A 23,797-nucleotide genomic window follows, 5' to 3' on the forward strand; every position below is an offset into this window, starting at 1 on the left:
CACACAGGTGATTCCCGCCACGGTTCGGGGGACGTCCGGGAAGAGAGTGAAGGTGAAGGGTGACCGCGGGAGGACTCTCCGTCATCGCCCGGTGAACCGAAGGATCACCGGGGCTCACGGGGGGAGCAGTAGGCACGGCCCTGGCCGCCCTCGCCGGATGACCGTCGGACCAATGAGTCCGGGCGGGCGGGCCCGCTCCCGCCGCCGGGGCTCGCCGAGGGGAGCGATCTGGTTGACACCTCGAGTGCTCGTCGACGCCGCGGCGGTTCCCGCCGATCGCGGCGCGCTGATCCGGTACGTCGACGGACTGGTCGCCGCCCTGCACGAGGCCGGAGCCGACCTCGCCGTGGTATGCCAGCGCGCGGACGCCGAGCGGTACGGCAAGCTCGCCCCGACCGCGCGGATCCTGGCCGGCCCGGTCGCCATCACCAACCGGGGCAAGCGCCTGGCGTGGGAGCAGTTCGGCCTGCCCGTCCTCGCCCAGCGCGCCGGGGCGGACGTGATCCACGCCCCGTACTACTCGATCCCGCTGCGCTCCGGTCTGCGGGTCGTGGCCACCATCCACGACGTGGCCTGCTTCACCGAGCAGGAGCGGCACGACACGGCCAGGGCGTCGTTCTTCCGCTCGGCCACGCGCACCGCCGTACGGCGGGCCGACCGGCTCATCGTGCCGTCCAGGGCCACGCGGGACGAGCTCGTCCGCGTGCTCGGGGCCGATCCGGCCCGGATCGACGTCGCCTATCACGGTGTGGATCCCACGCTGTTCCACCCGCCCGGCGAACGCGAGATCCGCCGGGTCGCCGACCGGATCGGCCTGCACGGTCAGCCGTACGTCGCCTATCTGGGCGCACTGGAACCGCGCAAGAACGTGCCGAACCTGATCCGCGGCTTCGCCGAGGCGGTCGAGCATCTGCCTGCGCCGCCCGCTCTGGCGCTCGCGGGCGGGCCGGGCTGGGACGGCGATGTCGAGGTGGCGCTGGCCGGCCTGCCGTCCAGGATCAGGATCGTCCGGCCCGGATATCTCCCCTTCTCGGATCTGCCGGGTTTCCTCGGCGGCGCGCTCGTGGTCGCGTTCCCGTCGCGCAGCGAGGGGTTCGGGCTGCCGGTGCTGGAGGCGATGGCGTGCGGTGCTCCGGTGCTGACCACCCACCGGGCCTCGCTTCCCGAGGTGGGCGGCGACGCGGTCGCCTACACGGAGCCGGACGCCGAGAGCGTCGCCGCCGCGCTGCGCGCGCTGCTCGAGTCGCGGAAACGGCGGGCGGCGCTGTCGTCGGCGGGGGTCGACCGGGCCCGGGAGTTCACCTGGCGGCTGTCCGCTGAGGCCCATCTCGCGTCATATCAGCGCGCGATGGACACCTGAGCTAGTCTGCCGGGCTATGGGTGACTCCAGTTCGCGATCGCTTGAGGCGATCCTCCTCGTCGGTGGTCAGGGGACGCGCCTCCGCCCGTTGACGATGTCGATTCCCAAACCTCTCCTGCCCACCGCCGGGGTGCCGCTGCTGGAACATCAGCTCGCGCGCGCAGCCGCCGCCGGGGTGCGGCACGTGGTGTTCGCCACGGCCTATCGCGCGGAGATGTTCGCTGAAAGTTTCGGCGACGGCGACAGACTCGGGCTGGAGATCACGTACGTGACCGAGGACGTGCCGCTCGGCACCGGAGGCGCGATACGCAACGCGTCGGCGGCACTGCGGTCGGGGCCGGACGACCCGGTCTTCATCCTCAACGGGGACATCATCTCCGACCACGACATGACGGCCCAGGCCGCTGCGCACGAGAAGGCCGACGCCGTCGTGACGCTGCATCTCACCACCGTGGAGGACCCGCGCAGGTACGGCTCGGTGCTGACCGAGGCCGACGGCCGGGTGAAGGCGTTCATCGAGAAGTCGCCGACTCCGATCACCGACCAGGTCAACGCGGGCTGCTACATCTTCCGTCGCGGCGTCATCGACGAGATCCCGGCGGGCCGTCCGGTCTCAGTGGAATACGAGCTGTTCCCGAAGTTCCTGGCCGAGTCGGTGCCGATTATCGGGCACGTGGACCCGGCCTACTGGCTCGACGTGGGGACCCCGGCCGCCTTCGTCCAGTGCTGCCGCGATCTGACCCTCGGCCGGGTGCGGTCCCCGGCACTGCCCGTCCAGGGAGTGCCGGCGCTCGTCGCGGAGGGGGCGGTCATCGCCCCGGACGCGCAGGTGGCTGGCGGCTCGACGATCGGGGGCGGGGTGCTCGTCGCGTCCGGCGCTGTGGTCGAAGCGAGCGTGGTGATGGACGGCGCCGAGATCGCCGAGCAGGCGAAGGTGTCGCGATCCGTGGTGGGGCGCGGCGTCAGGATCGGCCCGGGTGTCGTGGTCGAGGACGCGATCGTGGGTGACGAGGCCGTCATCGAGCCGGGCAACGAACTCCGCGGCGGCGTCCGGATCTGGCCCAGGTCCGTAATATCGGATACGTCGGTCAGATTCTCCAGCGATATGTGATCACTCCGTGTCCGATCTCGTTCCCGTGCCGGTGTCCGCCCCGCCGCGTTCGTCCGAACGCGGGTGGCGGCCGGACGCGCCGGTCGACGTGGCGCTCACGCTGGCGCCCCACCGGCGCGGGGGCTCCGATCCCACCTGGCGGCGTACTCCGGACGGCGCCGTCTGGCGTACGACCCGAACCCCCGACGGCCCGGCCACGCTGCGGATCACCACGGCGGACGGAGCAGGAGAGGTCGGCGCCCGGGCCTGGGGGCCCGGAGCGGAGTGGGCGCTGGAGACGCTGCCGGGGCTTCTCGGCGCCGACGACGACGTGTCCGGGTTCGCCGGCCTGCTGGCCGATCTCACCCGGCGGGCCCGTCACGGCGAGACCGGGCAGGCCCGGCGTGCGATGTTCGTCGCCCGGGCCGCCGCCCGCCATCCCGGGCTGCGCATCGGGAGATCCTCACGAGTCTTCGAGGCGCTGGTGCCGGCCGTGCTGGAGCAGAAGGTCGTCGGCAGGGAGGCCTGGCGGGCCTGGCGGTGGCTCGTCCGCCGGTACGGCGAGGCCGCGCCGGGACCGGCCCCCGAGGGGATGACGGTGATCCCGCCGCCCGAGGTGTGGCGGCAGATCCCCTCGTGGGACTGGCATCGCGCCGGGGCGGAGGCCGTACGGGCCAGGACCGTCGTCAACGCGGCACGCCATGCCGAGAGGCTGGAATCCACATGTGGCGAGGCGGGCTCGGCCGAGGCGGACCGCCTGCTGCGGGCGCTGCCGGGCATCGGAGTATGGACGTCGGCCGAGGTGCGCCAGCGTGCCCACGGTGACTGCGACGCGCCCAGCGTCGGCGACTACCATCTGCCGGGCATCCTCGGATGGGCGCTGACCGGCCGGAAGACCGACGATGCCGGCATGCTCGCCCTGCTTGAGCCGTTCCGGGGGCACCGCCACCGGGTGATCAGGCTCGTCGAGCTCAGCGGCATCCGCCCACCCGCTCGCGGTCCCCGGATGCCCGCCCGCGACTACCGCTCGTTCTGACAACGCGCGGGATCACGTCGGGGAGCGCGGGGGCGAGGTCTCCGCGTTCGGAGTGTTCGGGGGCGCCGGACCCTGGGGATCCTCCGGTTTCCAGTCGCGGCCGTCACGGGTGTCGGCGCCGAAGAACGGGGCGAGCAGGGCGACGGCGGCGATGAACACGAGCATGGCCCAGGACATCGGATCTCCCGTGAAGTGCGTGCGGAGGGTGACCATTCGAGTGTGCTCAGCCGCGACTGTTCACGTCCAGTGAAATCTTCTTTCCGATTTCGTTAAGCACTGCTGAAGAAATACTCATCTCGGATGGACCCGCCCCAGCCGTGCCCTTCAAAGTTTCGTACTGTTCATCGTGTGCGTAACGAAGTTGTGATCCCCACGGAGGCCGCGATGCGGCGGGCGCTCGCGCGGGCGCGGGACGGCAAGACACTGGACACGGCCGAAGCCGCGATCCTGCTGCAGGCGCGCGGGAACGACTTGGAAACTCTGCTCGAACACGCCTCGCGGGTCAGGGACGCGGGACTCGTCGCGGCCGGACGCCCGGGCGTGATCACCTATAGCCGCAAGGTGTTCATCCCCCTGACCCGGCTCTGCCGCGACCGCTGCGGCTACTGCACGTTCGCGACGGCACCGCACCGACTGCCCAGCGCGTTCCTCTCCCCCGACGAGGTGCTGGAGATCGCCCGGCGGGGGGCGGAGATGGGCTGCAAGGAGGCCCTGTTCACGCTCGGCGACCGGCCCGAGGACCGCTGGCACCAGGCGCGGGAGTGGCTGGACGCGCACGGCTACGACGACACGCTGTCCTACGTGCGCGCGATGGCGATCCGCGTCCTGGAGGAGACCGGGCTGCTGCCGCATCTCAACCCCGGCGTGATGACCTGGCGCGACCTGCAGCGGCTCAAGCCGGTCGCGCCGTCGATGGGCATGATGCTGGAGACCACGTCGGAGCGGCTGTTCAGCGAGAAGGGCCAGGCGCACCACGGCTCGCCCGACAAGGACCCGGCCGTACGGCTGCGCGTGCTCGAGGACGCGGGACGGTCCAGCGTGCCGTTCACGACCGGCATCCTGATCGGCATCGGCGAGACCATCGCGGAGCGGGCCGATTCCATCTTCGCGATCCGCCGGGTGGCCAGGGAGTACGGCGGCGTCCAGGAGGTCATCGTCCAGAACTTCCGCGCCAAGCCCGACACCGCGATGCGCGGCATGCCCGACGCCGACCTGCACGACCTGGCCGCGACGATCGCGGTGACGCGGCTCGTGCTCGGGCCGAGGGCGCGGGTCCAGGCCCCGCCCAACCTGATCGGCGACGAGTACGCCCTGATGGTCCGCGCCGGCATCGACGACTGGGGCGGCGTCTCCCCGCTCACGCCCGACCACGTCAACCCCGAGCGGCCGTGGCCGCAGATCGACGAACTGGCCGGCCGTACGGCACAGGCGGGGTTCGAGCTGAGGGAGCGGCTGACGATCTATCCGGAGTACGTGCTGGCCGGGGAGCCCTGGCTGGACCCCCGGCTGCGCGAGCACGTGGCCGCGCTGGCCGACCCGCGTACCGGCCTCGCCAGGGAGGACGCGATACCGGTCGGCCGCCCCTGGCAGGAGCCGGACGGCGGATTCTCCACCGGGCTGCGCACCAGCGGCCGGGCCGATCTGCATGTCGCCATCGACGCCGAGGGGCGTACGGCCGACCGCCGCGACGACTTCGACAGCGTGTACGGCGACTGGGCCGCGCTGCGCGACCGCCTGCCGAGCGGGGGCGGGAGCGGCCCTACCGGCGCGGCCGGCGGAGTGGTGCGGGAGGCGCTGCGGCGCGCGGAGAGCGACCCGGCCCGGCTGACCGACGAACAGGCGGTGGCGCTGCTGGGGCTCGCGGGCGACCAGAACGGCGCGGGGGCCGACGACGCGGGGCTGGACGAGCTGTGCCGGATCGCCGACGGGCTGCGCCGCGAGGCGGTGGGCGACGACGTCACCTACATCGTGAACCGGAACATCAACTTCACCAACGTCTGCTACACCGGCTGCCGGTTCTGCGCGTTCGCGCAGCGGCGGGCCGACGCCGACGCCTACACGCTGTCGCTTTCCGAGGTGGCCGACCGGGCGGCGGAGGCATGGGAGGCCGGGGCCACCGAGGTGTGCATGCAGGGCGGTATCCACCCGGATCTGCCGGGCACCGCCTACTTCGACATCGCGCGGGCGGTCAAGGAACGCTGCCCGGACATTCACGTCCACGCGTTCTCCCCGATGGAGGTCATCAACGGCGCGAGCCGGACGAACATGTCGATCGAGGACTGGCTGCGTGCCGCCAGGGAGGCCGGGCTCGACTCGCTGCCGGGGACGGCCGCCGAGATCCTCGACGACGACGTCCGCTGGGTGCTCACCAAGGGCAAGCTCCCGACCGCCGAGTGGATCGAAGTGATCACCACGGCGCACCGCCTGGGCATCCCGACGACCTCGACGATGATGTACGGCCACGTGGACACGCATGAGCACTGGGTACGGCACATCCGGCTGATCAGGACGATCCAGGAGGAGACGGGCGGCTTCAGCGAGTTCGTGCTGCTGCCGTTCGTCCACCACAGCGCGCCCATCTACCTGGCCGGAATCGCCCGGCCGGGCCCGACGCCCCGCGAGAACCGGGCCGTGCACGCGCTCGCCCGGATCATGCTGCACGGCGCGATCGCGAACATCCAGTGCTCGTGGGTGAAGCTCCAGGACGACCTGTGCCGTGCCGTGCTCTCCGGCGGGGTCAACGACCTCGGCGGCACGCTGATGGAGGAGACGATCAGCCGGATGGCCGGGTCGGAGAACGGGTCCTACAAGACCATCGGCGACATCGCCGCCATGGTCGCGCCGACCGGCCGGCCGCTGCGCCAGCGGACCACGTCGTACGGCACGCCGGACCCCGAGCGTCTGGCCGCGGCCGAGCGCAGCGGCGGGGTCTGCCGCAGCGTACGCACCCCGCTGCGTCTGATCGACAGATGAGGGCGGCTCATCGACCTTGAGGTCATCGCCGCGCAGACGGCCCGCGGCCTTCGACCGGCGTCGACGTCGAGGTCGATTCCGGCCGGCCCTGTTCGCCGCGGGGATTCATCCGCAATCACGACAGGGCACGGACTCGGCGCGCGGTCTCAGCGGGTCACGATGAAGTCGGCGGGATCGCGGCGCGGCCGGTCCCGTGGCGGTGCCGCCGCATGGCCGATCGCCACGGCGCCCATCGGGTCCCAGTCGTCCGGCAGGCCGAGCACCTCGCGCACCACGTCGCGGCAGAACATCGTGGACGACACCCAGGCCGAGCCCAGCCCCTCGACGGCGAGCTGGACGAGGAAGTTCTCCACCCCCGCTCCCATGGCGACCACGAACATCTCCCGCTCGGCCGCGTTCCTGCGCTCGTCGCGATAGGTGTGCGAGCCGTCCGTCACCAGGCAGGGGACCGCCAGGTAGGGGGCGTCGCGCAGCACGTCGCCCCGCCTGATCCGGCGGGCGATCGACTCCTCGGAGAAGCCGTCCGACCGCAGGTCCTCGATCCAGGCGTCCCGCATCGCGTCGAGCAGTGCCGTACGCGACTGCGGGGTCTCCAGGAGGACGAACCGCCACGGCGTGGTGTGGTGCGGGGCCGGGGCGGTCACGGCCGCGGCCACCGCCCGTCGTACGGCCTCCGGATCGACGGCCTCGCCGGTGAACTCGCGGATCGTGCGGCGGGCGTGGACCACATCGGCCGAGCCGTACCGGAACATGTCCATGTCGGCGGGCCGCACCAGCGCGCGGGCGCCGGGGCCGTCGTCGGCCGTGACCAGGCCGGGCAGGCCGCGTACGACGGCCACCGGCACGCCGGAGAGCTTGCCCTTGACCAGCTCGGCGGCGGCCGCCAGCTCGTCGATGAGCGCGGTGACGGTCGCCGACAGCTCGTTGCCGTAGGCGTCGGACCTGCCGCGGAAGTCGTCGAGCGGCCGGACCCCCGCCGCGCCGATCGCCACGTCGGTCAGGCCGTGCCGCCACGGACGGCCGAACGTGTCGGAGACGATCACGCCGACCCTGATCCCCAGGCGCTCGTGCAGCCCGCTGCGGATCCGCCGGGCGGACTCGTCCGGATCCACGGGCAGCAGCAGGACCGTGCCGGGGGAGGTGTTGGAGGCGTCGACCCCGGCCGCCGCCATGACGAAACCGTGCCGCGTCTGCGCGATCACGGTGTCGCCGCGCCGGGCGACCACCCGGACCGTCTCCGCTTCGATCGCGGCGGCACGACCGTCGCCCTGGTCCGTACGGCTCTGTGTTGTACGGGTCTGGCGGATCCGGCCCTCGGCCTTGCTGACGATTTTGGAGGTTATGACGAGGATGTCGCCGTCGGTCAGGCCGTCGGTCAGGGCGGGTACGGCTCGCGCGACGAGCTCGGCGATGTCGTCGCCGGGCCGTACCTCGGGCAGTCCGGGCACCCCGGTGATGGCGATGGTGGTCACGGGTTTCCTCAATGCAAGATCACGGACGATGTCGTCCCTGGTGAGGGTGGACGGCTGCGAGAAAGTGCAAGATCACGAACGGTGTCGCCCCTGGTGGAGGCGGTCGGCTGCGAGAAACTGCAAGATCACGCGAGGGGGTGGGGGGTGGCGGTGAGGCGGCCGGCGAGGTCGAGGGCGGCGGCGGCGAGTTCCCTGGTGGCCTCGGGGGAGTCCATGAGCAGCGGCCGGGCCTCGACGGTCACCCCGTCGAGGTGGGCGCCCTTGTCCTGCTCGGCCACGAGCCACCCGTCGATCAGGCGTGAGCCGTACAACTCGAGGACGGCCTGGGCGGTGGTCTGGACGCCGATCGCGGTCAGACAGGCGTCGGCCATGCCGCGGACCGGCGCGCCGCCGATGATCGGGGAGACGCCGACGACGGTCTTCTCCTCCAGCGCCGCCCGGATGCCGGGGATCTGGAGGATCGCACCGATGCTGACAACCGGGTTCGATGGCGGAAAAATCACGAAATCGGCGTCGCGGATGGCCTCCAGGACGCCGGGAGCGGGACGCGCCTCCTCGGCGCCCACGAGCGCGATCTGCTCGGCCGGTACGGATGCCCGCAGCCGCACCCACCACTCCTGGAAGTGGATCGCACGCCTGCCGCCGTCGTCGGAGACGACCACGTGGGTCTCGGTCCGGTCGTCGGACATCGGCAGCAGACGTACGCCCGGCCGCCAGCGCACGCACAGCGCCTCGGTCACCTGGGAGAGCGGATAGCCGGCCGCCAGCATCTGGGTGCGCACGATGTGGGTCGCGAGGTCGCGGTCGCCCAGGCCGAACCACTGGGGCTCCATCTCGTAGGCGGCCAGCTCCTCCTTGACGGCGAAGGTCTCGCCTGAGCGCCCCCAGCCCTGCTCCTCGTCGATGCCGCCGCCCAGGGTGTACATGACGGTGTCGAGGTCGGGGCAGACACGCAGGCCGAAGAGCGTGATGTCGTCTCCGGTGTTGCCGATCACAGTGATCTCGGCGTCGGGGGCCGCCGCCTTGAGGCCGCGGAGGAAGCGGGCGCCGCCGATTCCTCCGGCGAGGGACGCGATTCGCATGTCTCTCAGTCTTCCATCGAGCCGCGGGTGAACGACCACCCCTGACATGGGATGATGGGGGTAAATGGTAGGCCATCGCCGCTTACGAGGTTTTTGTGAGTGCCAACACCAATGTCGGCCATGTGCAAAACTTCCCCGAGCGTCGTTTTGACCGATGGGGGTCCCCATGCTCAAGGCCGATACCGGACGGCTGCGCGAGCCGGCCGCTTTGATCATGCTCGCGGTGCTGGTCACGAGCACCCTCGTCGGCATCGCACGGATGCTGATCAGCTCGGGGGCGTACGCCTCGCCCTTCGGGGTCCGGGCCGCCGTCGCCCTGTCGGTCCTCGTGTCCCCGGTGCTCACCGGCCTCGCCGCGGGCGCGGTGCTGCTCGTGACCAAGTTGGGCGCGCCGACCCCGCGTGCCCGCCTGGTCGCGCTCGGCTCGGCCGGGACGCTCGGCCTGGGCGTCCTGTTCAGCCTCGTCGGCGTGCTCGGCGTGCTGTTCGGCGACGGACTGACCTTCCGCGACACATTCGAGTATCTGATCAGCGGTCTTCCCATGATCGCGCTCGCCGCGCTGGGGATCGTCTTCGCGATCAGGTCCGCCGCGAACCTTCAGCCCGGCGCCGCCTCCGCCGCGCCGTACGACCGGCCGGGACAGAACTTCTACGGCGGACCGCACAACGACGGCTACGCGGCCCAGGGGCAGCCGTACGCTCCAGGCCTTCCCCAGGGCGGACAGCAGCAGGGCGGACAGCAGCAGGGCGGGCTACCCCAGACCGGGCTTCCCCAGGGCGGGCACGACGAGGGCGGCTACGTCCCCGGCCCCGGCCCCGGCCAGGGCGTGCCCGCGCAGTCCGTACAGTCCGCGCAGCAGGGCCAGCCCGCGCAGTCCGCGCAGTCCGCGCAGTCCGCGCAGTCCGCGCAGTCCGCGCAGTCCGCGCAGTCCGGGGCCGTCCCGCCCGCGCCCGGCCACCCGGATCAGTACGGCCAGCCCGGGCAGTACGGCGACGCGCCCGGCGCCGGCCAGGGCCGGCAGGGCCAGTACGGCCAGCCTGGGCCCGTCCCCAACCAGCAGGCCCCCAATCAGCAGGCCCCCAATCAGCAGGACCACGGCCAGCAGCAGGACCACGGTCAGCAGGGTCAGGGCCAGGGCCGGCACGGTCGCGGTCAGCCGGAGCAGGGGCCGGGCCAGGACCAGGGGCAGACGGCGCCCGCGGCCGCTTCCTACCCGCAGTTGCCGCCGCCCCCGTCGCCGGCGGAACAGCCGCAGTACGCCCACGACCAGTACGGGACTCCGTACGCGGGACAGGACCACGCTCGGGGGGCCTTCGGCCAGGACCACTCCCAGGATCCCTACGCCGACCCCTACGCCCAGAACGCCGCGTACCCGCAGAACGGCGCGCCCGGCCAGGACAGGCCGGCGGAGCCGTACGGGCAGCCCGCCCAGCCACAGCACCAGCCCCAGCAGCAGTCGTGGCCGACGGCGGAGCACAACCACCTGCCCGCGGCGCCCGCCCCGGCGCAGGGGCACCAGCCGTTCCAGACCGGGGCGCACTATCCCGACTATTCCGACCAGTACGGCGCGACGTCTCCCCCCACCACGCCGAACCAGGGCGGACCCGGCGAGCCGCCGCAGCATCAGAGCGGACAGCACCAGCCCCAGCAGTTGCAGAGCGGGCAGCACCACTCCCCACTGCATCAGGCCCCGCAGCAGCAGGGACAGCCGTCCGGCGGCTATCCCTCGCCCCCGCAGGGCCCGGTGTTCGACCAGTACGGCTACGCCGGCCAGCAGCAGTCCGGCGTCGAGGCCGGCTTCGGCCAGGGCTCCTATCCCGACCCCGCGTACGGATCGTCGTCCTCCCCGGCGGCTCCCTACGATCAGACCCCGCAGTACGGCCAGCAGGGCGGCACGCCGTTCGGCGGCTACTCCGGCCCGCAGTTCGCCCACCAGGCCGCCGAGCAGCCACCCGCCGCCCCGTCCTTCGACTCGTCGTTCGGCGACGGGCCGACGTACGAGAACGCGACCGACCCGCGCGAGCAGCAGCTCGCGCAGGCGTACCAGCAGGCGCAGAACTACCAGCAGCAGGCCAGGCCGGCCGACTATTCCAGCGGCCCGACCGGGCCGTTGAACACGTCGCAGGACTATCAGGACTTCTACGACAGCCCGCTCGGCCACCCGCAGTCGTCCGAGCGCCCCGCCTACCCGGCCTCCGGCGGCGACTCCGCCGACCAGACCGTGCGGTTCGACCCGGCCGCCTACCCGGGAGATCAGCTGAGCGGCCCCGGCCCGGTCATGAATCCGGGCAGGCGAGAGGAGCCCATAGACCCGACCGCGATCTACGCCCCCGAGCGGTCCCAGGCAAAGTATGAGGAAGGATCCGGCAGCGATCAGTCAGGGCGTGGAACCGACCCCAACCTCCCTTGGTATGGTTCCGATCGCTGACTAGGCCGAAGAGCGCTACGGATGAACCGGGGCAAGCGGGTCTTTCCCCGGGTATCGTTATGCCGCTTGACGCCACACGCGCTACGTGCGTGTAATTACAGACATGTTGTTACGCCTTCTCGCGGGTGGGTACAGGGGAGGCGTTTTATGGGGGGCTCCATGTGGGCGGGCGAGCGACAGGGAGGTGTGCATTGACCGATCTGGTCATGGCACAGGCGCTCGATGGTGAAGATCTCGGTTGGCAGGAACGCGCCTTGTGCGCGCAGACCGACCCGGAGGCGTTCTTTCCCGAGAAGGGCGGCAGCACTCGGGAAGCCAAGAAGGTGTGCCGTTCGTGTGAGGTGCGGGCCGAGTGCCTGGAGTACGCGCTCGAGCATGATGAACGGTTCGGCATCTGGGGCGGGCTGTCGGAGCGTGAACGCCGCAGACTCAAGCGTCAGGCGGGCTGAACGGGCTGTCCTCGCGGGCCCCGGATGCCGGGTGCTTCCGCCGGGCGGGCGGGTCCGGTTCGCCGCCGGTTTTCCGCGCATGTGATCGGGTGGGTCCTGGGTGCCGTATCGTGGTCGGCGCTCAGCCGAAATGACCCCCCCAAGGATTTGACGTGCATTCGGTCACCGCGATCGTCGTCGCTCACGACGGCGCCCGATGGCTCAAGGAGACGCTGGCGGCGGTGCTGCGCCAGACCCGGCCCCTTGACCGCGTCGTCGGCGTCGACAACGGCAGTCGCGACGGCAGCGGGCGGATTCTGGTCGAGGCGTTCGGCAGCGGCAGCGTACTGACCCTTTCGAGGTCGACCGGCTTCGGCGAGGCCGTACACGAGGTGCTGCGGCGCCTGCCGCCCGCGCCCGGCCAGACGCGGGCGGGGCACGAGCAGGGGCAGGTGCGGGAGTGGCTGTGGCTGCTCCACGACGACTGCGCGCCCGACGCGAACGCGCTCAGGGCGCTGCTCGCCGCCGCCGACCTGGACCCCAAGGCGGCCGTCCTCGGTCCCAAGCTCCGCGACTGGCTCGACCGGCGGGTGCTGCTGGAGATCGGCGTGACGGTCAGCAGGTCGGGACGGCGCGACACGGGTCTGGAGCCGAGGGAGTACGACCAGGGCCAGCACGATGGCGCGCACGGCGTGCGGGACGTGCTGTCGGTCTCCACGGCCGGCATGCTGATCCGGCGCGACGTGTGGGAGGAGTTATCCGGGCTCGACCCGGATCTTCCGCTCTTCCGTGACGATCTGGACCTGTGCTGGCGGGCCAGGACGGCCGGGCATCGCGTCCTCAACGTGACCGACGCCGTCGCCTGGCACGCGGAGGCGTCCGCCCGGCGCCGCAGGCGCATCGCGACCAGCGACGAGCACCCCCGCCGGCTCGATCGGCGCAACGCGCTGTTCGTCATCATGGCGAACCTGCCGCTGTGGGCGCTGCTGGGCTCGGTCGCGCGCAACGTGTGCGAATCGCTCGTGCGGACGCTGCTGTTCCTGGTGGCCAAGCAGCCCGCCAACGCCCTGGACGAGGTGGTCGCGCTCGGCTCGATCTTCCGTCATCCGCTGCGGCTCTACCGGGCGCGCAAGGCTCGCAGGAAGGGCAGGAAGCAGGGGTACCCGGCGGTCCGGCGCCTGTTCACGCCGCCGGGGGCGGCCGTCCGGCGGCTGGCCGACATGCTGCAGGGCTTCCTGGCCGGTGCGGGCCCCGTCGACTCATCGGGCCGCCATCACGCGGGACTCGGGGCAGGTGAGACCGCGCACGAGGAGGGAGAGGAGCTGCTCGCCGACGCGGGCGTGCTCCAGCGGGTGTTCAGCAACCCCGGGGTGCTGCTCTGCATCGCGCTCACCGTGGTCACGCTGGCGGCCGAGTGGCCGCTTCTCGTGGGCGGCCCGGGCGGCGGAGATCTGCTCGGGGGCGGCGCCCTGACGCCGGTCACCGGTGGTGCGGCGGATCTGTGGCGGTTGTACGTGGAGGGGATCCACGCGGCCGGGCCGGACTCCGCCGCCTGGGCCCCGCCGTACGTCGCGGTGCTCGCGGCGCTGTCCACCGTCGCTTTCGGCAAGACCTGGCTCGCGGTCGCCGTGCTCCTGCTGGGCTGCGTGCCGCTCGCCGGGCTCTCCGCGTATGCCGCCACCAAGAGGATGATTCCGTACACGCCGGCCAGGGTCTGGCTGGCGGCCACCTACGCGCTGCTGCCGGTCGCGACCGGTGCCATCGCGAGCGGGCGGCTCGGTACGGCGATCGTCTTCGTGCTGCTCCCGGCGTACGCGGCGCTCGGCACCCGGGTGGTCGCCGGATCTCGCCGTGCGGCCTGGGGATTCGGCCTGCTCCTCGCGGTCGGAACGGCATTCGTCCCGCTCGTCTACATCCTGGTCGCGGTGCTGGGCGCGTTCGCCGCCGTGTCCTTCGGCGGCATCCGACGTGGCATGCGGACGTCGCTGGCGATCGGTCTCGGCACCCCCGTCCTCCTGCTGTTCCCCTGGCTGGCCGAGCTCATACGGGAGCCGGGCCGCATCCTGCTGGAGGTCGGCCTGCGCGACCCCGCCCTGGCCGACCCCCGTCTGCCCGCCGAGTCGCTGCTCATGCTGAGCCCGGGCGGCCCGGGCGTGCCCCCGTTCTGGGTGACCGCAGGTCTGGTCGCCGTCGCCCTGGCCGCGCTGCTGCTGCGCCGCGACCAGATGGTCGTGGTGATCGGCTGGGGGGTCATGCTCTTCGGCGTGCTCGTGGCCATCGTCACCAGCCGCGTCGTGGTCGACGGAGTCCCGGTCTGGCCCGGCGTGCCGATGGCGCTGGCCGCCACCGGCCTGCTGCTGGCCGCCGCGCACCCCGCCTATCGGATCAAGGAGTTCCGCGCGGCCGGTGGGCTGCACCGCCTGGGCGCGCTGCTCATCGCGGTCGTCGCCTTCGCGACCCCGATCGCGGCCGCGTCGCTGTGGGTGAAGACCGGTGCCGACGGGCCGTTGCGGCGCGACGTGCCCGATCCGATTCCCGCCCTGGCCGCCCTCGGGTCGGCGGACGGCGAGAGCACGCTGCTGCTGCGGCACAGGGACGGGCGGATCGCCTACGCGGTCCTGCGCGGCAGAGCCCCGCTGATCGGCGAGGCCGATCTGGAGCCGCCGGACGAGCAGCGGCGGCGGTTGACCGAAGCCGTGGCCGGGCTCGCCTCCGGCCGGGGCGGCGCCTACATCCAGACGCTCGCGTCATTCGGGGTCCGGTTCGTCACCGTGCAGGCTCCCATCGACCCGGCACTGCAGCGTGCGCTGGACTCCGAGCCCGCCCTGGTGCGGATGAGCCTGTCGCAGGTGGGCGGGCTGTGGCGGATGGCTCAGCCGGTCACCGTGCCCGCACGTCCGGCCGGTGAAGACGGCCGGCGCCGGGCCTGGCTGTGGAGCCAGGGCGCGCTGCTCGCGCTCGTGCTCATTCTCGCCTCGCCGGGCCGTAGGACCAGGGAGGAGGAGTACGGCGAAGCCGACGCGCCGATGGAGGAGGAGCCCGCCGGAGGCCGGCGCAGGGCCGGCCGCCGCGCCAAGACCGCCGGGACCGGGGAGGACAGGGCGACCGAGGACAGGGCGAAGGCGAACAGGGTGGGCGCATGAAAGCCGTGATCGAGAACCGCTTCGGCCTGCTCGCCCTGGTGCTGGTCGCGCTGGCCGCGCTGTACGGCGCCGCCTACGTCGGCCGGCCGGCCCCTGTGGTGCAGCCCCGGCCGCAGGCGGTGAAGGCCCCGGTCGAAGCGGTCTCCCTGGTGTGCCCGGCCCCCGGCGGCAGCCGGATGAGCGTGGTGACCCCGCCCGGCGACGAGGGGACCGGTGGTGAGGGGGCCGGCAGCGCCGTGCTCACACAGGTACGGGCACCCGGGGCGGGCGGGGACGGTAAGAAGGGCAAAGCCGACAAGAAGCATAGGGACGGGGAGTCCCGGAAGCCCGAGGCGGTGATCGACACGCCGGGCGTGCTGTGGCAGCGAGAGATGCCCACCGGCGGTGCGCCCATCCTGGTGGCGGCCACCGGTTCGATGGCTCCCGGCCTGGAGAGCGCGCAGACCGCCCGCGAGACCTCCGGAACCCAGCGCGGGCTCGCGGGTGTCCGCTGCGTCGAGCCCGGCGCGGAGACCTGGTTCGTCGGTCCCGGCCCGGCCGGGGCGGACGTGCGGCTCCATCTCGCCAACGCCGACGCCGCGCCCGCCGACGTGTCCCTCATGATCTATTCGGGTGAGGGCCCGGTGCTGAGCGAGCGGGGGAGCGGGGTGATCCTCCAGCCGGGCGAGCATCAGGTGATCGACCTGCGCGACGTCGCACCCTCGCCCCTGGTGATGGCGCTGCGGGTGAGCACGGGCAACGGACGCGTGGCCGCCGCCGTCAAGGTCTCCTTCGGCGAGGGGAAGGGCGTCGACTGGCTGCCGGCCGCGGCCGCGCCGGCGACCACGGTGGTCGTCCCCGGCATCCCCGGCACGGCGGGCCGCCGCGAGCTGTACGTCGCGGCCCCCGGCGAGGAGGACACCGTCGTCCAGGTGAAGGCCGTGCTCAAGGACGGCTTCTATGCCCTGAAGAACAAGGAGGACGTGGATGTGCCCGCCGGGTCCACGGCCACGATGGACCTGACGACCGGCGTCGGCGGGCAGCCCGCGGCCCTGGTGTTGACCTCGGATGTGCCGATCGTCGCCGGGATGGTCATGACCGGGACTGGTTCGTCCCTGGATGTCGCCTTCACCGCAGGAGCGCAGCCGATCGATCTCGGCAGCGTGGTGGCCGACGGCCGGACCTCACGCAAGCAGACCTCGCGCCTCGTGCTGTCGGCCCCGTTCGCGGCGGGAGCCGTACGGATCCGGATCCTGCCCACGAAGGGGACGGCACCCGAGCCGATGGACGTGCCGGTGCCGGCCGGCCGGACCAGGGAGATCAAGCTCCGGCCGGCCGCGGGGGCCGGTTCCGCCTTCGCCGTCGTCGTGCAGCCGCAGGACGGCTCCGGCCCGGTGTACGGCGGTCGCGTGCTCGACGAGCCGACCGGCGACGGGCTGCTGATCACCGCGCAGCCGCTCGCGCTCGCGCGTATCTGGGCGCTCGTTCCGCCCACGGTCGATTCCCCCGGCGCCGTCCTCCCCTGAAATCCGCCATTCCAGAATCCACCATTCCCCGAATTCCCCAGCATTCCACCACCCCCCGAAACCACCCCCCAAACCCCCCCGCCGTGATCTTGCAAATACTCGCAGGAAGGCCCGTTGATGTGCGCTCCAGCCTTTCGTGATCTTGCAGTTTCTTGCACGGATTCCGCCTGAGCTGGAGAAATGCTATTCATGATCTTGCACTGCAAGATCATGAATGGTGAATCAGCTGATGAGGGTGGTTATCGCGGAATTTCTGCAAGATCACGAGAGAGGTTTCGGCAGGTCGTCGGCTATCGCTGCGAGTAACTGCAAGATCACCACATGGGTTTTGAGGTTCTTCGGGTCTTGAGGTTCTTTGGGTTCGGGTCTTGGGCCTTGGGTCTATGGATCTTTGGATCTTCGTTTGGGGGGGCGGGACATGTGGTGGCTTATTGCGTGATTTTGGGGTCGTGGACCGTACGGCCGGGAAATCGTGGTGAGATCTCTGCCGGCGGCGGGGCCGGAATCCCGTGGAGAAATGATCAGTGACGGTCGTCGTAGCCGGGGTCGATGGTCTCCGGGGCGAGACCGAGGAGGCTGGCCACCTGCTCGACGACGACGTCGAAGACGAGCGTGCCGAGTTGATCGCGGTCACGGGCCCTGGCCTCGAGCGGACGACGGTAGACGATCACCGCGGCCGGGTCCTGCCCGGAGGGGGACTCTGCCCGTCCGAGCGGGATGGGGTCGGACGAGAGCCGGGTCGGCCCGTCGATCAGCTCGTTCGCCGGAGGGACCTCCTCCACGGCGAACTCCACCGACGCGAGCTGGGTGCCCCACCGGGGCCTGAGCCGGTCCACCGCGTCGAGCACGAGGTCGTCGAAACGCTCACCGCGCGACTTCGCGATGGGCACGTGCGAGGGGGCGATCGGCCCGCGCAGGCCGCGGCCATGCCGGTCGCGCCGCCGCACCCGCCGCCCGGGCTCTGGCCTGGGCTCGCTCCGCTCGCTCACGCAGTCAGCTTAGGCCGTGCGGGGTGGATCTTTTGCATGGATTGTGGCGACACGCTCGATAAGAGTGCGGGGGTGGTGGCAATGTGAACGCGGACCGGATACGGTCCCACCGTGAGCCCCGTCCGCAGCTGTTCCCGTACCGCCTGCAGGCAGCCTGCCGTCTTCACACTCACGTACGTCTACGCCGACTCCACCGCCGTCCTCGGTCCGCTGGCGACTTACGTAGAGCCTCACTGTTACGACCTGTGCGCGGAGCATGCGGAGCGGCTCACCGCCCCGCGGGGGTGGGAGGTCGTACGGCTTCCGTCGGAGGCCGTGTCGCCGAGCGGTGACGATCTGGAGGCGCTCGCCAACGCGGTACGCGAGGCCGCACGTCCAGCTCCGGTAGCGGGGGAGCCCGTCGGTCAGGCGATCGAGGTGGGCCGCCGGGGGCACCTGCGGGTGCTGAAGTCGGCACAGCCGAACCGGGAGCGGTGACCTCGGGTCATGACCGCGCTATAGGCTCGGGAGCGAAGACGTCACGACTTTTAGGGGCTATGCGGTGGCCGACCTCACCAAGATCTTCAAGGCGTACGACGTGCGCGGCGTGGTGCCGGACGAGCTCAACGAGGAGATCACACAGGCGGTAGGGGCCGCTTTCGTGGAGGTGACCGGCGCCGAGTCGGTGGTGATGGCGCACGACATGCGGACCTCCTCCGGTCCGCTCGCAGCCGCCTTCGCCCGAGGTGCGACCTCCCGCGGTGCGGGCGTGGTCAACGCCGGCCTGGGCTCGACCGACATGCTCTACTACGCCAGCGGCAGCCTGAATCTGCCCGGCGTCATGTTCACGGCGAGCCACAACCCCGCCCAGTACAACGGCATGAAGATGTGCCGCGCCGGAGCCGTGCCGATCGGTACGGACACCGGCCTGATCGAGATCCGCGACCGGGCGGCCGAGCTGCTCGCCGACGGCGCCGCCGGTACGGCCGGCACGGGTACGGTGACCGAGCGGAATCTCCTCAGCGGTTACGCGGCCCACCTCAAGACGCTGGTCGACCTGTCGGGGATCCGCCCGCTCAAGGTCGTGGTCGACGCGGGCAACGGCATGGGGGGGTACACGGTCCCCGAGGTCTTCAACGGCCTGCCGATCGAGCTGACCCCGCTCTACTTCGAACTCGACGGCAGCTTCCCCAACCACGAGGCCAACCCGATCGAGCCGGAGAACCTCCGCGACCTGCAGAAAACGGTCGTCGACCGGGGCGCCGACATCGGCATCGCATTCGACGGCGACGCCGACCGGTGCTGGGTGATCGACGAGCGGGGCGAGTCGGTCTCGCCCTCCACCGTCACCGCTCTCGTCGCGGTACGCGAACTGGCCAAGCACCCGGGGGCCACGATCATCCATAACCTGATCACGTCGCAGGGTGTGCCGGAGATCGTCAGAGAGCATGGCGGCGTCCCGGTCCGCACCCGGGTCGGGCATTCGTTCATCAAGGCGGAGATGGCCAGGACGGGGGCGGTGTTCGGCGGCGAGCATTCCGCCCACTACTACTTCCGCGACTTCTGGTTCGCCGACTCCGGCATGCTGGCGGCCCTCCACGTGCTCGCCGCGCTGGGCGAACAGGACCGGCCGCTGTCGGAGGTCCTGTCGCGCTACTCGCGGTACGCCTCCTCCGGAGAGATCAACAGCAGGGTCGCCGACCAGGCCGCCGCCCTGGCCAGGGTGCGTGAAAGCTTCGCCGGGCGCGAGGGGGTCACCCTCGACGAACTCGACGGGCTCACCGTCAGCGGTCCCGACTGGTGGTTCAACCTGCGGCCGTCCAACACCGAGCCGCTGCTGCGGCTCAACGCCGAGGCGGCGGACGAGAAGACGATGGCGGCCGTGCGCGACGAGGCGCTCGCCGTTGTGAGGAGCTGACGACTTGAAGATCGACGACTGGCTGCTGGACATCCTGGCCTGCCCGGCGTGCAAGGCGCCGCTCCGCGCGGACACCGAGGCGGACGAACTGGCGTGCACCTCGGACGCATGCGGCCTGATCTACCCGGTGCGCGACGACATCCCGGTCCTCCTCGTCGACGAGGCCCGCAAGGCATGAGCCGCGCCGGAGGGGCGCCGGGCCGGAGTTTCGAGCCTGATCGGCTCGACGACCAGACGTGCCTCGTGGAGGGCGACCCCGCCGGCATGCTCAGGGCTGTCGCGTCGTCGGCCGCCCAGGTCCGCATGGCGTACCGCTCGGCCCGGGAGGCGGAGGCCGGACGGGTGGCGGCCGACGGTCGGCCACGGGCGATCGTGGTGGCCGGAATGGGCGTCTCCGGGCTCGCCGGGGAGGTGCTCGAGGCCGTCTGCGGAAACGGTGCGCCGCTGCCTGTCGTGACCGTACGCGGTTATCGCCTGCCGGGCTGGGTGGGCGCCGCCGACCTGGTCGCCGCCGTCTCGCGCTCCGGTCACACCCAGGAGACGCTCGGGCTGGCGGCCGAGGCCGTACGGCGCGGCTGCCGGATGCTCGGGGTCGGCCCGGTGGGGACACCGCTCCGGGATCTCGTCGTGCGGGCCGGCGGGCCGTACGTGCCGGTCTCCGGGGCGCCGGGCCCTTCGCGCACGGCACTGTGGGAGCTGGCGGTCCCGCTGCTCGTCGCCGCCGCCTCGCTGGGCCTGGTGGAGGCGGGCGAGGACGTGTTCGAGTCCGTGGCCGGACGGCTGGAGGACATCGCCCACCGATGCCGGCCGTCGAGCGATTCGTTCATCAATCCCGGCAAGACGCTGGCGCTGGAGCTGGCCGACAGCGTCCCGATGATCTGGGGCACCTCGCCGCTCGCCCGGGTCGCCGCCCACCGGCTCGCCTGTCAGCTCAGCGAGAACGCGAAATATCCCGCTGTGTGGGGTGAGATGCCCGACGCGGGTCACGACCAGCTCGCCGTCCTCGACGGTCCGCTGGCCGGGCGGGACGTCTTCCACGATCCGTTCGCCGACGGGCCGGGCGGATCCGGTGGCCGGCTGCGGGTCTTCCTGCTGCGCGACGCCGAGGAGCATCCGCAGGTCGTCAAGTGCCGGACGCTGTCCGTACGGCTCGCAGAGGACCGCGGCGTGCCGGTGTCGGAGATTCTCGCCGAGGGCGTGCATCCGCTGGAGCGCCTCGCCACGCTGATCGGATTGGGCGACTACGGCAGCGTCTACCTCGCCCTGGGGTACGGCGTCGATCCCGCCGTCGTACCAGCCGTAACGGAACTCCAGGCCCGGGTTTCCCCATAAGATCTCCCGTGGCCGAAGTGTGAGGAGTTTCACGTGAGTGCGGGTGGCGGTACAAAGGCGATCATCGCGGCGCTGACCGCGAATCTGGCGATCGCGGTGGCGAAGTTCGTCGCGTTCGTCTTCACCGGATCGTCGTCGATGCTCGCCGAGTCGGTGCACTCGGTGGCCGACTCGGGCAACCAGGCGCTGCTGATCCTCGGGGGCAAGCGCGCGATGCGGCAGCGCACCCGCGAGCATCCGTTCGGCTATGGACGTGAGCGTTATTTCTACGCCTTCGTGGTGGCCGTGGTGCTGTTCACGATCGGCGCGCTGTTCTCGCTTTACGAGGGCTGGCACAAGATCTCCGACCCTCATCCGGTGGAGTCGCCGCAGTGGGCCTTCGGCGTGCTGATCTTCGCGATCGTGGCCGAGGGATTCTCGTTCCGCACCGCGATCAAGGAGTCGCGGCACCACAAGGGCGACAACTCCTGGGTGTCGTTCGTCCGCCGGGCCAAGGCCCCCGAGCTGCCGGTCGTGCTGCTGGAGGACCTGGGCGCGCTGCTCGGCCTCGTCTTCGCGCTGTTCGGCGTGACGATGGCGGTGGTCACCGGCGACGGCGTGTGGGACGGCATCGGCACCCTCGCCATCGGCGCCCTGCTCGCGATCATCGCGATCGTCCTGGCCGTGGAGACCAAGTCGCTCCTGATCGGTGAGAGCGCCGCGCCCGAGATCGAGGAACGCATTCGCGCGGCCGTGGAGGAGGCCCCGGAGGTCGACAAGGTCATCCACCTGCGCACGCTGCATCTGGGGCCGGAGGAGCTCCTGGTCGCGGCCAAGATCGCGGTGCGCCACGACGAGACGGCGGTCGAGGTGGCCCGGGGGATCGACGAGGCCGAGAGGCGCATCCGCGAAGCCGTACCGATCGCCAGGGTCATCTACCTCGAACCCGATCTTTACCGCGTACAGGTCTGACGGGGAGGCGCGTCAGGAGCCGCGGAGGAGGCGCAGGGCCTTCTCCTTCTCGAAGTCGAGCGCCCGGCGCGGCGCCGGGATCCGGCCGATCCGCACGCCCAGGTCCCGTACGGCCTGGCCGACGGCGGGCTCGGTCAGCGCGCGCAGCGCGAAGGCCAGCTCGGCGGGGGAGACGTCGAAGCGGCGCTCCAGATCCATCGCCTGACGTACGGCGGACAGCTCCTCGGGGCCGAACCGCCGGTGTGCGCCCCGGTCGCGGATCGGCGGCAGCAGCCCGAGCGCCTCCCGGTAGCGCAGCATCCGGGGAGACATGCCGAGCCGCTTGGCGGCCTCCGTGATCCGCATCGAGCCGCCACCTCCGGTTTAGGCGCTGTCGGTCCCCCGGAGCGGTGCCGTTCCGGTGTCGGGTAGGTCGTTTCCGCCCACGGTAGACGGTTTCGGGCCGTTGCGGGAGCCGTACATGGGTAAATCTCACATTCTGGTGTCAGATTTGCACGTGATCGGATGCATGCGATGGTTCTCGCCACCTAAACTCGCTGCGACGGACAATGGAGGGAAGACACACATGGACTTCAAGGTCGCCGACCTTTCGCTCGCGGACTTCGGCCGCAGGGAGATCCGCCTCGCAGAGCACGAGATGCCGGGACTCATGGCGACCCGGAAGGAGTTCGCCGCTTCGCAGCCGCTCAGGGGCGCCAAGATCATGGGCTCGCTGCACATGACGATCCAGACGGCCGTGCTGATCGAGACGCTCGTCGCGCTCGGCGCCGACGTCCGCTGGGTGAGCTGCAACATCTTCTCCACCCAGGACCACGCGGCGGCCGCTGTCGTCGTCGGGCCTGACGGCACGCCCGAGAACCCCTCCGGCGTACCGGTCTTCGCGTGGAAGGGCGAGACGCTCGAGGAGTACTGGTGGTGCACCGAGCAGGCGCTGCAGTGGCCGGACGGCTCCGGCCCCAACATGATCCTCGACGACGGCGGCGATGCCACGCTGCTCGTCCACAAGGGCGTCGAGTTCGAGAAGACGGGCGTGGTGCCGACGGCGGGCGAGGACGACCCCGAGGAGTGGGCGATCATCCTCGACACGCTGCGCCGTACCGTCGGCCCCGACAAGAGGTGGACCGAGATCGCTGAGGGGATCAAGGGTGTCACCGAGGAGACGACCACCGGCGTCCACCGGCTCTACGAGATGCACCGCGAAGGCCGGCTGCTCTTCCCGGCGATCAACGTCAACGACTCGGTCACCAAGTCGAAGTTCGACAACAAGTACGGCTGCCGCCACTCGGTGATCGACGGTCTCAACCGGGCCACCGACGTGCTGATCGGCGGCAAGGTCGCGGTGGTGTGCGGCTACGGCGACGTGGGCAAGGGCTGCGCCGACGCGCTGCGCGGCCAGGGCGCCCGGGTGATCGTGACCGAGATCGACCCCATCTGCGCGCTCCAGGCGGCCATGGACGGCTTCCAGGTGACCACCCTGGACGACGTCGTCGGCACCGCGGACATCTTCGTCACCGCGACAGGGAACTACGGCATCATCACCGCCGACCACATGTCGAAGATGAAGCACCAGGCGATCGTCGCCAACATCGGGCACTTCGACAACGAGATCGACATGGCGGGGCTCGCCCGCATCCCGGGCGTCGTGAAGGAGGAGGTCAAGCCCCAGGTGCACACCTGGACCTTCGCCGACGGCCGCTCGATCATCGTGCTCGCCGAGGGCCGTCTGATGAACCTCGGCTGTGCGACCGGTCACCCCTCGTTCGTGATGTCGAACTCGTTCACCAACCAGGTGATCGCCCAGATCGAGCTGTTCACCAAGACCGACGACTACCCGACCGGTGTGTACGTGCTGCCCAAGCACCTGGACGAGAAGGTCGCCCGGCTCCACCTGGACGCGCTCGGCGTCAAGCTCACCACGCTGTCCAAGAAGCAGGCCGAGTACATCGGCGTCGACGTCGAGGGCCCCTACAAGCCCGACCACTACCGTTACTGACCCACCCACCCGTGGTGATCTTGTAGTTTCTCGCAGGTGTGGGTCATGACCTGCCCCGATTCCTCTCGTGATCTTGCAGTTTCTCGCACGCGAGAGAGTTTCCGCCGGTCATGCGGGG

General features: G+C 71.2%; 19 protein-coding genes. 14 read left to right on the forward strand and 5 right to left on the reverse strand.

Features of this window, described 5'->3' with window-relative positions; translation table 11 throughout:
• The first annotated feature begins 232 nt into the window (after positions 1–232).
• Genes ACQP1K_RS05770 through ACQP1K_RS05780 form a run of 3 tightly spaced genes read left to right on the forward strand, consistent with a single transcriptional unit; the run spans position 233 to position 3,486 of the window.
• Positions 233–1,360, forward strand: coding sequence for a glycosyltransferase family 4 protein (locus ACQP1K_RS05770; protein WP_433499827.1), 1,128 nt, complete (start codon positions 233–235; stop codon positions 1,358–1,360).
• A gap of 16 nt (positions 1,361–1,376) precedes the next feature.
• Positions 1,377–2,471: a sugar phosphate nucleotidyltransferase gene (locus ACQP1K_RS05775; RefSeq protein ID WP_433499828.1), complete on the forward strand. Its 1,095-nt coding sequence runs from the start codon at positions 1,377–1,379 to the stop codon at positions 2,469–2,471.
• Between the two features lie 7 nt (positions 2,472–2,478).
• Complete coding sequence (locus ACQP1K_RS05780) at positions 2,479–3,486, forward strand: DNA-3-methyladenine glycosylase family protein (RefSeq protein WP_433499829.1); 1,008 nt, start codon at positions 2,479–2,481, stop codon at positions 3,484–3,486.
• Between the two features lie 12 nt (positions 3,487–3,498).
• Here the strand turns inward: ACQP1K_RS05780 and ACQP1K_RS05785 are convergent, their stop codons facing one another.
• Entirely contained in the window at positions 3,499–3,663 is a 165-nt protein-coding gene (locus ACQP1K_RS05785) for a hypothetical protein (protein WP_433499830.1), read from the reverse strand.
• A 207-nt stretch (positions 3,664–3,870) separates the two neighbouring features.
• Here ACQP1K_RS05785 and ACQP1K_RS05790 point away from each other — a divergent pair, with 207 nt between their 5' ends.
• Complete coding sequence (locus tag ACQP1K_RS05790; RefSeq protein WP_433501495.1) at positions 3,871–6,459, forward strand: bifunctional FO biosynthesis protein CofGH; 2,589 nt, start codon at positions 3,871–3,873, stop codon at positions 6,457–6,459.
• 146 nt (positions 6,460–6,605) lie between these two features.
• Here ACQP1K_RS05790 and ACQP1K_RS05795 read toward each other — a convergent pair whose 3' ends face one another.
• On the reverse strand, positions 6,606–7,931 hold the full coding sequence (locus tag ACQP1K_RS05795; protein ID WP_433499831.1) for a coenzyme F420-0:L-glutamate ligase: 1,326 nt from the start codon (positions 7,929–7,931) through the stop codon (positions 6,606–6,608).
• Positions 7,932–8,056: 125 nt separating this feature from the next.
• Positions 8,057–9,013 (reverse strand): 2-phospho-L-lactate transferase, encoded by a 957-nt coding sequence (gene cofD / locus ACQP1K_RS05800; RefSeq protein WP_433499832.1) that lies wholly within the window; start codon positions 9,011–9,013, stop codon positions 8,057–8,059.
• A 166-nt stretch (positions 9,014–9,179) separates the two neighbouring features.
• On the opposite strand from cofD, the gene ACQP1K_RS05805 reads away from it, so the two are divergent.
• The 4 genes from ACQP1K_RS05805 to ACQP1K_RS05820 all read left to right on the forward strand — a co-directional run bounded on the left by ACQP1K_RS05805 (position 9,180) and on the right by ACQP1K_RS05820 (position 16,517).
• Complete coding sequence (locus ACQP1K_RS05805) at positions 9,180–11,441, forward strand: hypothetical protein (RefSeq protein ID WP_433499833.1); 2,262 nt, start codon at positions 9,180–9,182, stop codon at positions 11,439–11,441.
• A gap of 206 nt (positions 11,442–11,647) precedes the next feature.
• Complete coding sequence (locus ACQP1K_RS05810; RefSeq protein WP_200926223.1) at positions 11,648–11,890, forward strand: WhiB family transcriptional regulator; 243 nt, start codon at positions 11,648–11,650, stop codon at positions 11,888–11,890.
• A gap of 152 nt (positions 11,891–12,042) precedes the next feature.
• Positions 12,043–15,012, forward strand: coding sequence for a glycosyltransferase (locus ACQP1K_RS05815; protein WP_433499834.1), 2,970 nt, complete (start codon positions 12,043–12,045; stop codon positions 15,010–15,012).
• Positions 15,009–16,517, forward strand: a complete 1,509-nt coding sequence (locus ACQP1K_RS05820) for a DUF5719 family protein (RefSeq protein WP_433499835.1) — start codon at positions 15,009–15,011, stop codon at positions 16,515–16,517. The genes ACQP1K_RS05815 and ACQP1K_RS05820 overlap by 4 nt, the downstream gene beginning before the upstream one ends.
• A gap of 521 nt (positions 16,518–17,038) precedes the next feature.
• On the opposite strand, the gene ACQP1K_RS05825 is transcribed toward ACQP1K_RS05820, so the two are convergent.
• A complete protein-coding gene (locus ACQP1K_RS05825) occupies positions 17,039–17,506 on the reverse strand; it encodes a metallopeptidase family protein (RefSeq protein WP_433499836.1) in 468 nt (155 codons plus the stop codon).
• Positions 17,507–17,617: 111 nt separating this feature from the next.
• On the opposite strand from ACQP1K_RS05825, the gene ACQP1K_RS05830 reads away from it, so the two are divergent.
• The 5 genes from ACQP1K_RS05830 to ACQP1K_RS05850 all read left to right on the forward strand — a co-directional run bounded on the left by ACQP1K_RS05830 (position 17,618) and on the right by ACQP1K_RS05850 (position 21,686).
• On the forward strand, positions 17,618–17,983 hold the full coding sequence (locus tag ACQP1K_RS05830; protein ID WP_433499837.1) for a DUF3499 domain-containing protein: 366 nt from the start codon (positions 17,618–17,620) through the stop codon (positions 17,981–17,983).
• A gap of 64 nt (positions 17,984–18,047) precedes the next feature.
• Complete coding sequence (locus tag ACQP1K_RS05835) at positions 18,048–19,403, forward strand: phosphomannomutase/phosphoglucomutase (protein ID WP_433499838.1); 1,356 nt, start codon at positions 18,048–18,050, stop codon at positions 19,401–19,403.
• Positions 19,404–19,407: 4 nt separating this feature from the next.
• Entirely contained in the window at positions 19,408–19,581 is a 174-nt protein-coding gene (locus ACQP1K_RS05840) for a Trm112 family protein (RefSeq protein ID WP_433499839.1), read from the forward strand.
• Positions 19,578–20,735, forward strand: a complete 1,158-nt coding sequence (locus ACQP1K_RS05845) for an SIS domain-containing protein (protein WP_433499840.1) — start codon at positions 19,578–19,580, stop codon at positions 20,733–20,735. The genes ACQP1K_RS05840 and ACQP1K_RS05845 overlap by 4 nt, the downstream gene beginning before the upstream one ends.
• A gap of 33 nt (positions 20,736–20,768) precedes the next feature.
• Complete coding sequence (locus ACQP1K_RS05850) at positions 20,769–21,686, forward strand: cation diffusion facilitator family transporter (protein WP_433499841.1); 918 nt, start codon at positions 20,769–20,771, stop codon at positions 21,684–21,686.
• Between the two features lie 12 nt (positions 21,687–21,698).
• Here the strand turns inward: ACQP1K_RS05850 and ACQP1K_RS05855 are convergent, their stop codons facing one another.
• Positions 21,699–22,031: a MerR family transcriptional regulator gene (locus ACQP1K_RS05855; protein WP_433499842.1), complete on the reverse strand. Its 333-nt coding sequence runs from the start codon at positions 22,029–22,031 to the stop codon at positions 21,699–21,701.
• A 220-nt stretch (positions 22,032–22,251) separates the two neighbouring features.
• Here ACQP1K_RS05855 and ahcY point away from each other — a divergent pair, with 220 nt between their 5' ends.
• Positions 22,252–23,679 carry an adenosylhomocysteinase gene (ahcY, locus tag ACQP1K_RS05860; protein WP_433499843.1) on the forward strand — a complete coding sequence of 476 codons (1,428 nt, stop codon included), beginning with the start codon at positions 22,252–22,254 and terminating at the stop codon, positions 23,677–23,679.
• The last annotated feature ends 118 nt before the right edge of the window (positions 23,680–23,797 follow it).

The organism is Sphaerimonospora sp. CA-214678, assembly GCF_050942215.1.
GTDB lineage: Bacteria > Actinomycetota > Actinomycetes > Streptosporangiales > Streptosporangiaceae > Sphaerimonospora.

Coding starts and splice junctions, on each gene's coding strand:
- ACQP1K_RS05790 (WP_433501495.1), top strand. CDS start 3,871: ATGCGGCGGGCGCTCGCGCGGGCGCGGGACGGCAAGACACTGGACACG.
- ACQP1K_RS05845 (WP_433499840.1), top strand. CDS start 19,578: ATGAGCCGCGCCGGAGGGGCGCCGGGCCGGAGTTTCGAGCCTGATCGG.
- cofD (WP_433499832.1), bottom strand. CDS start 9,013: ATGCGAATCGCGTCCCTCGCCGGAGGAATCGGCGGCGCCCGCTTCCTC.
- ACQP1K_RS05810 (WP_200926223.1), top strand. CDS start 11,648: ATGGCACAGGCGCTCGATGGTGAAGATCTCGGTTGGCAGGAACGCGCC.
- ACQP1K_RS05805 (WP_433499833.1), top strand. CDS start 9,180: ATGCTCAAGGCCGATACCGGACGGCTGCGCGAGCCGGCCGCTTTGATC.
- ahcY (WP_433499843.1), top strand. CDS start 22,252: ATGGACTTCAAGGTCGCCGACCTTTCGCTCGCGGACTTCGGCCGCAGG.
- ACQP1K_RS05820 (WP_433499835.1), top strand. CDS start 15,009: ATGAAAGCCGTGATCGAGAACCGCTTCGGCCTGCTCGCCCTGGTGCTG.
- ACQP1K_RS05855 (WP_433499842.1), bottom strand. CDS start 22,031: ATGCGGATCACGGAGGCCGCCAAGCGGCTCGGCATGTCTCCCCGGATG.
- ACQP1K_RS05775 (WP_433499828.1), top strand. CDS start 1,377: ATGGGTGACTCCAGTTCGCGATCGCTTGAGGCGATCCTCCTCGTCGGT.
- ACQP1K_RS05785 (WP_433499830.1), bottom strand. CDS start 3,663: ATGTCCTGGGCCATGCTCGTGTTCATCGCCGCCGTCGCCCTGCTCGCC.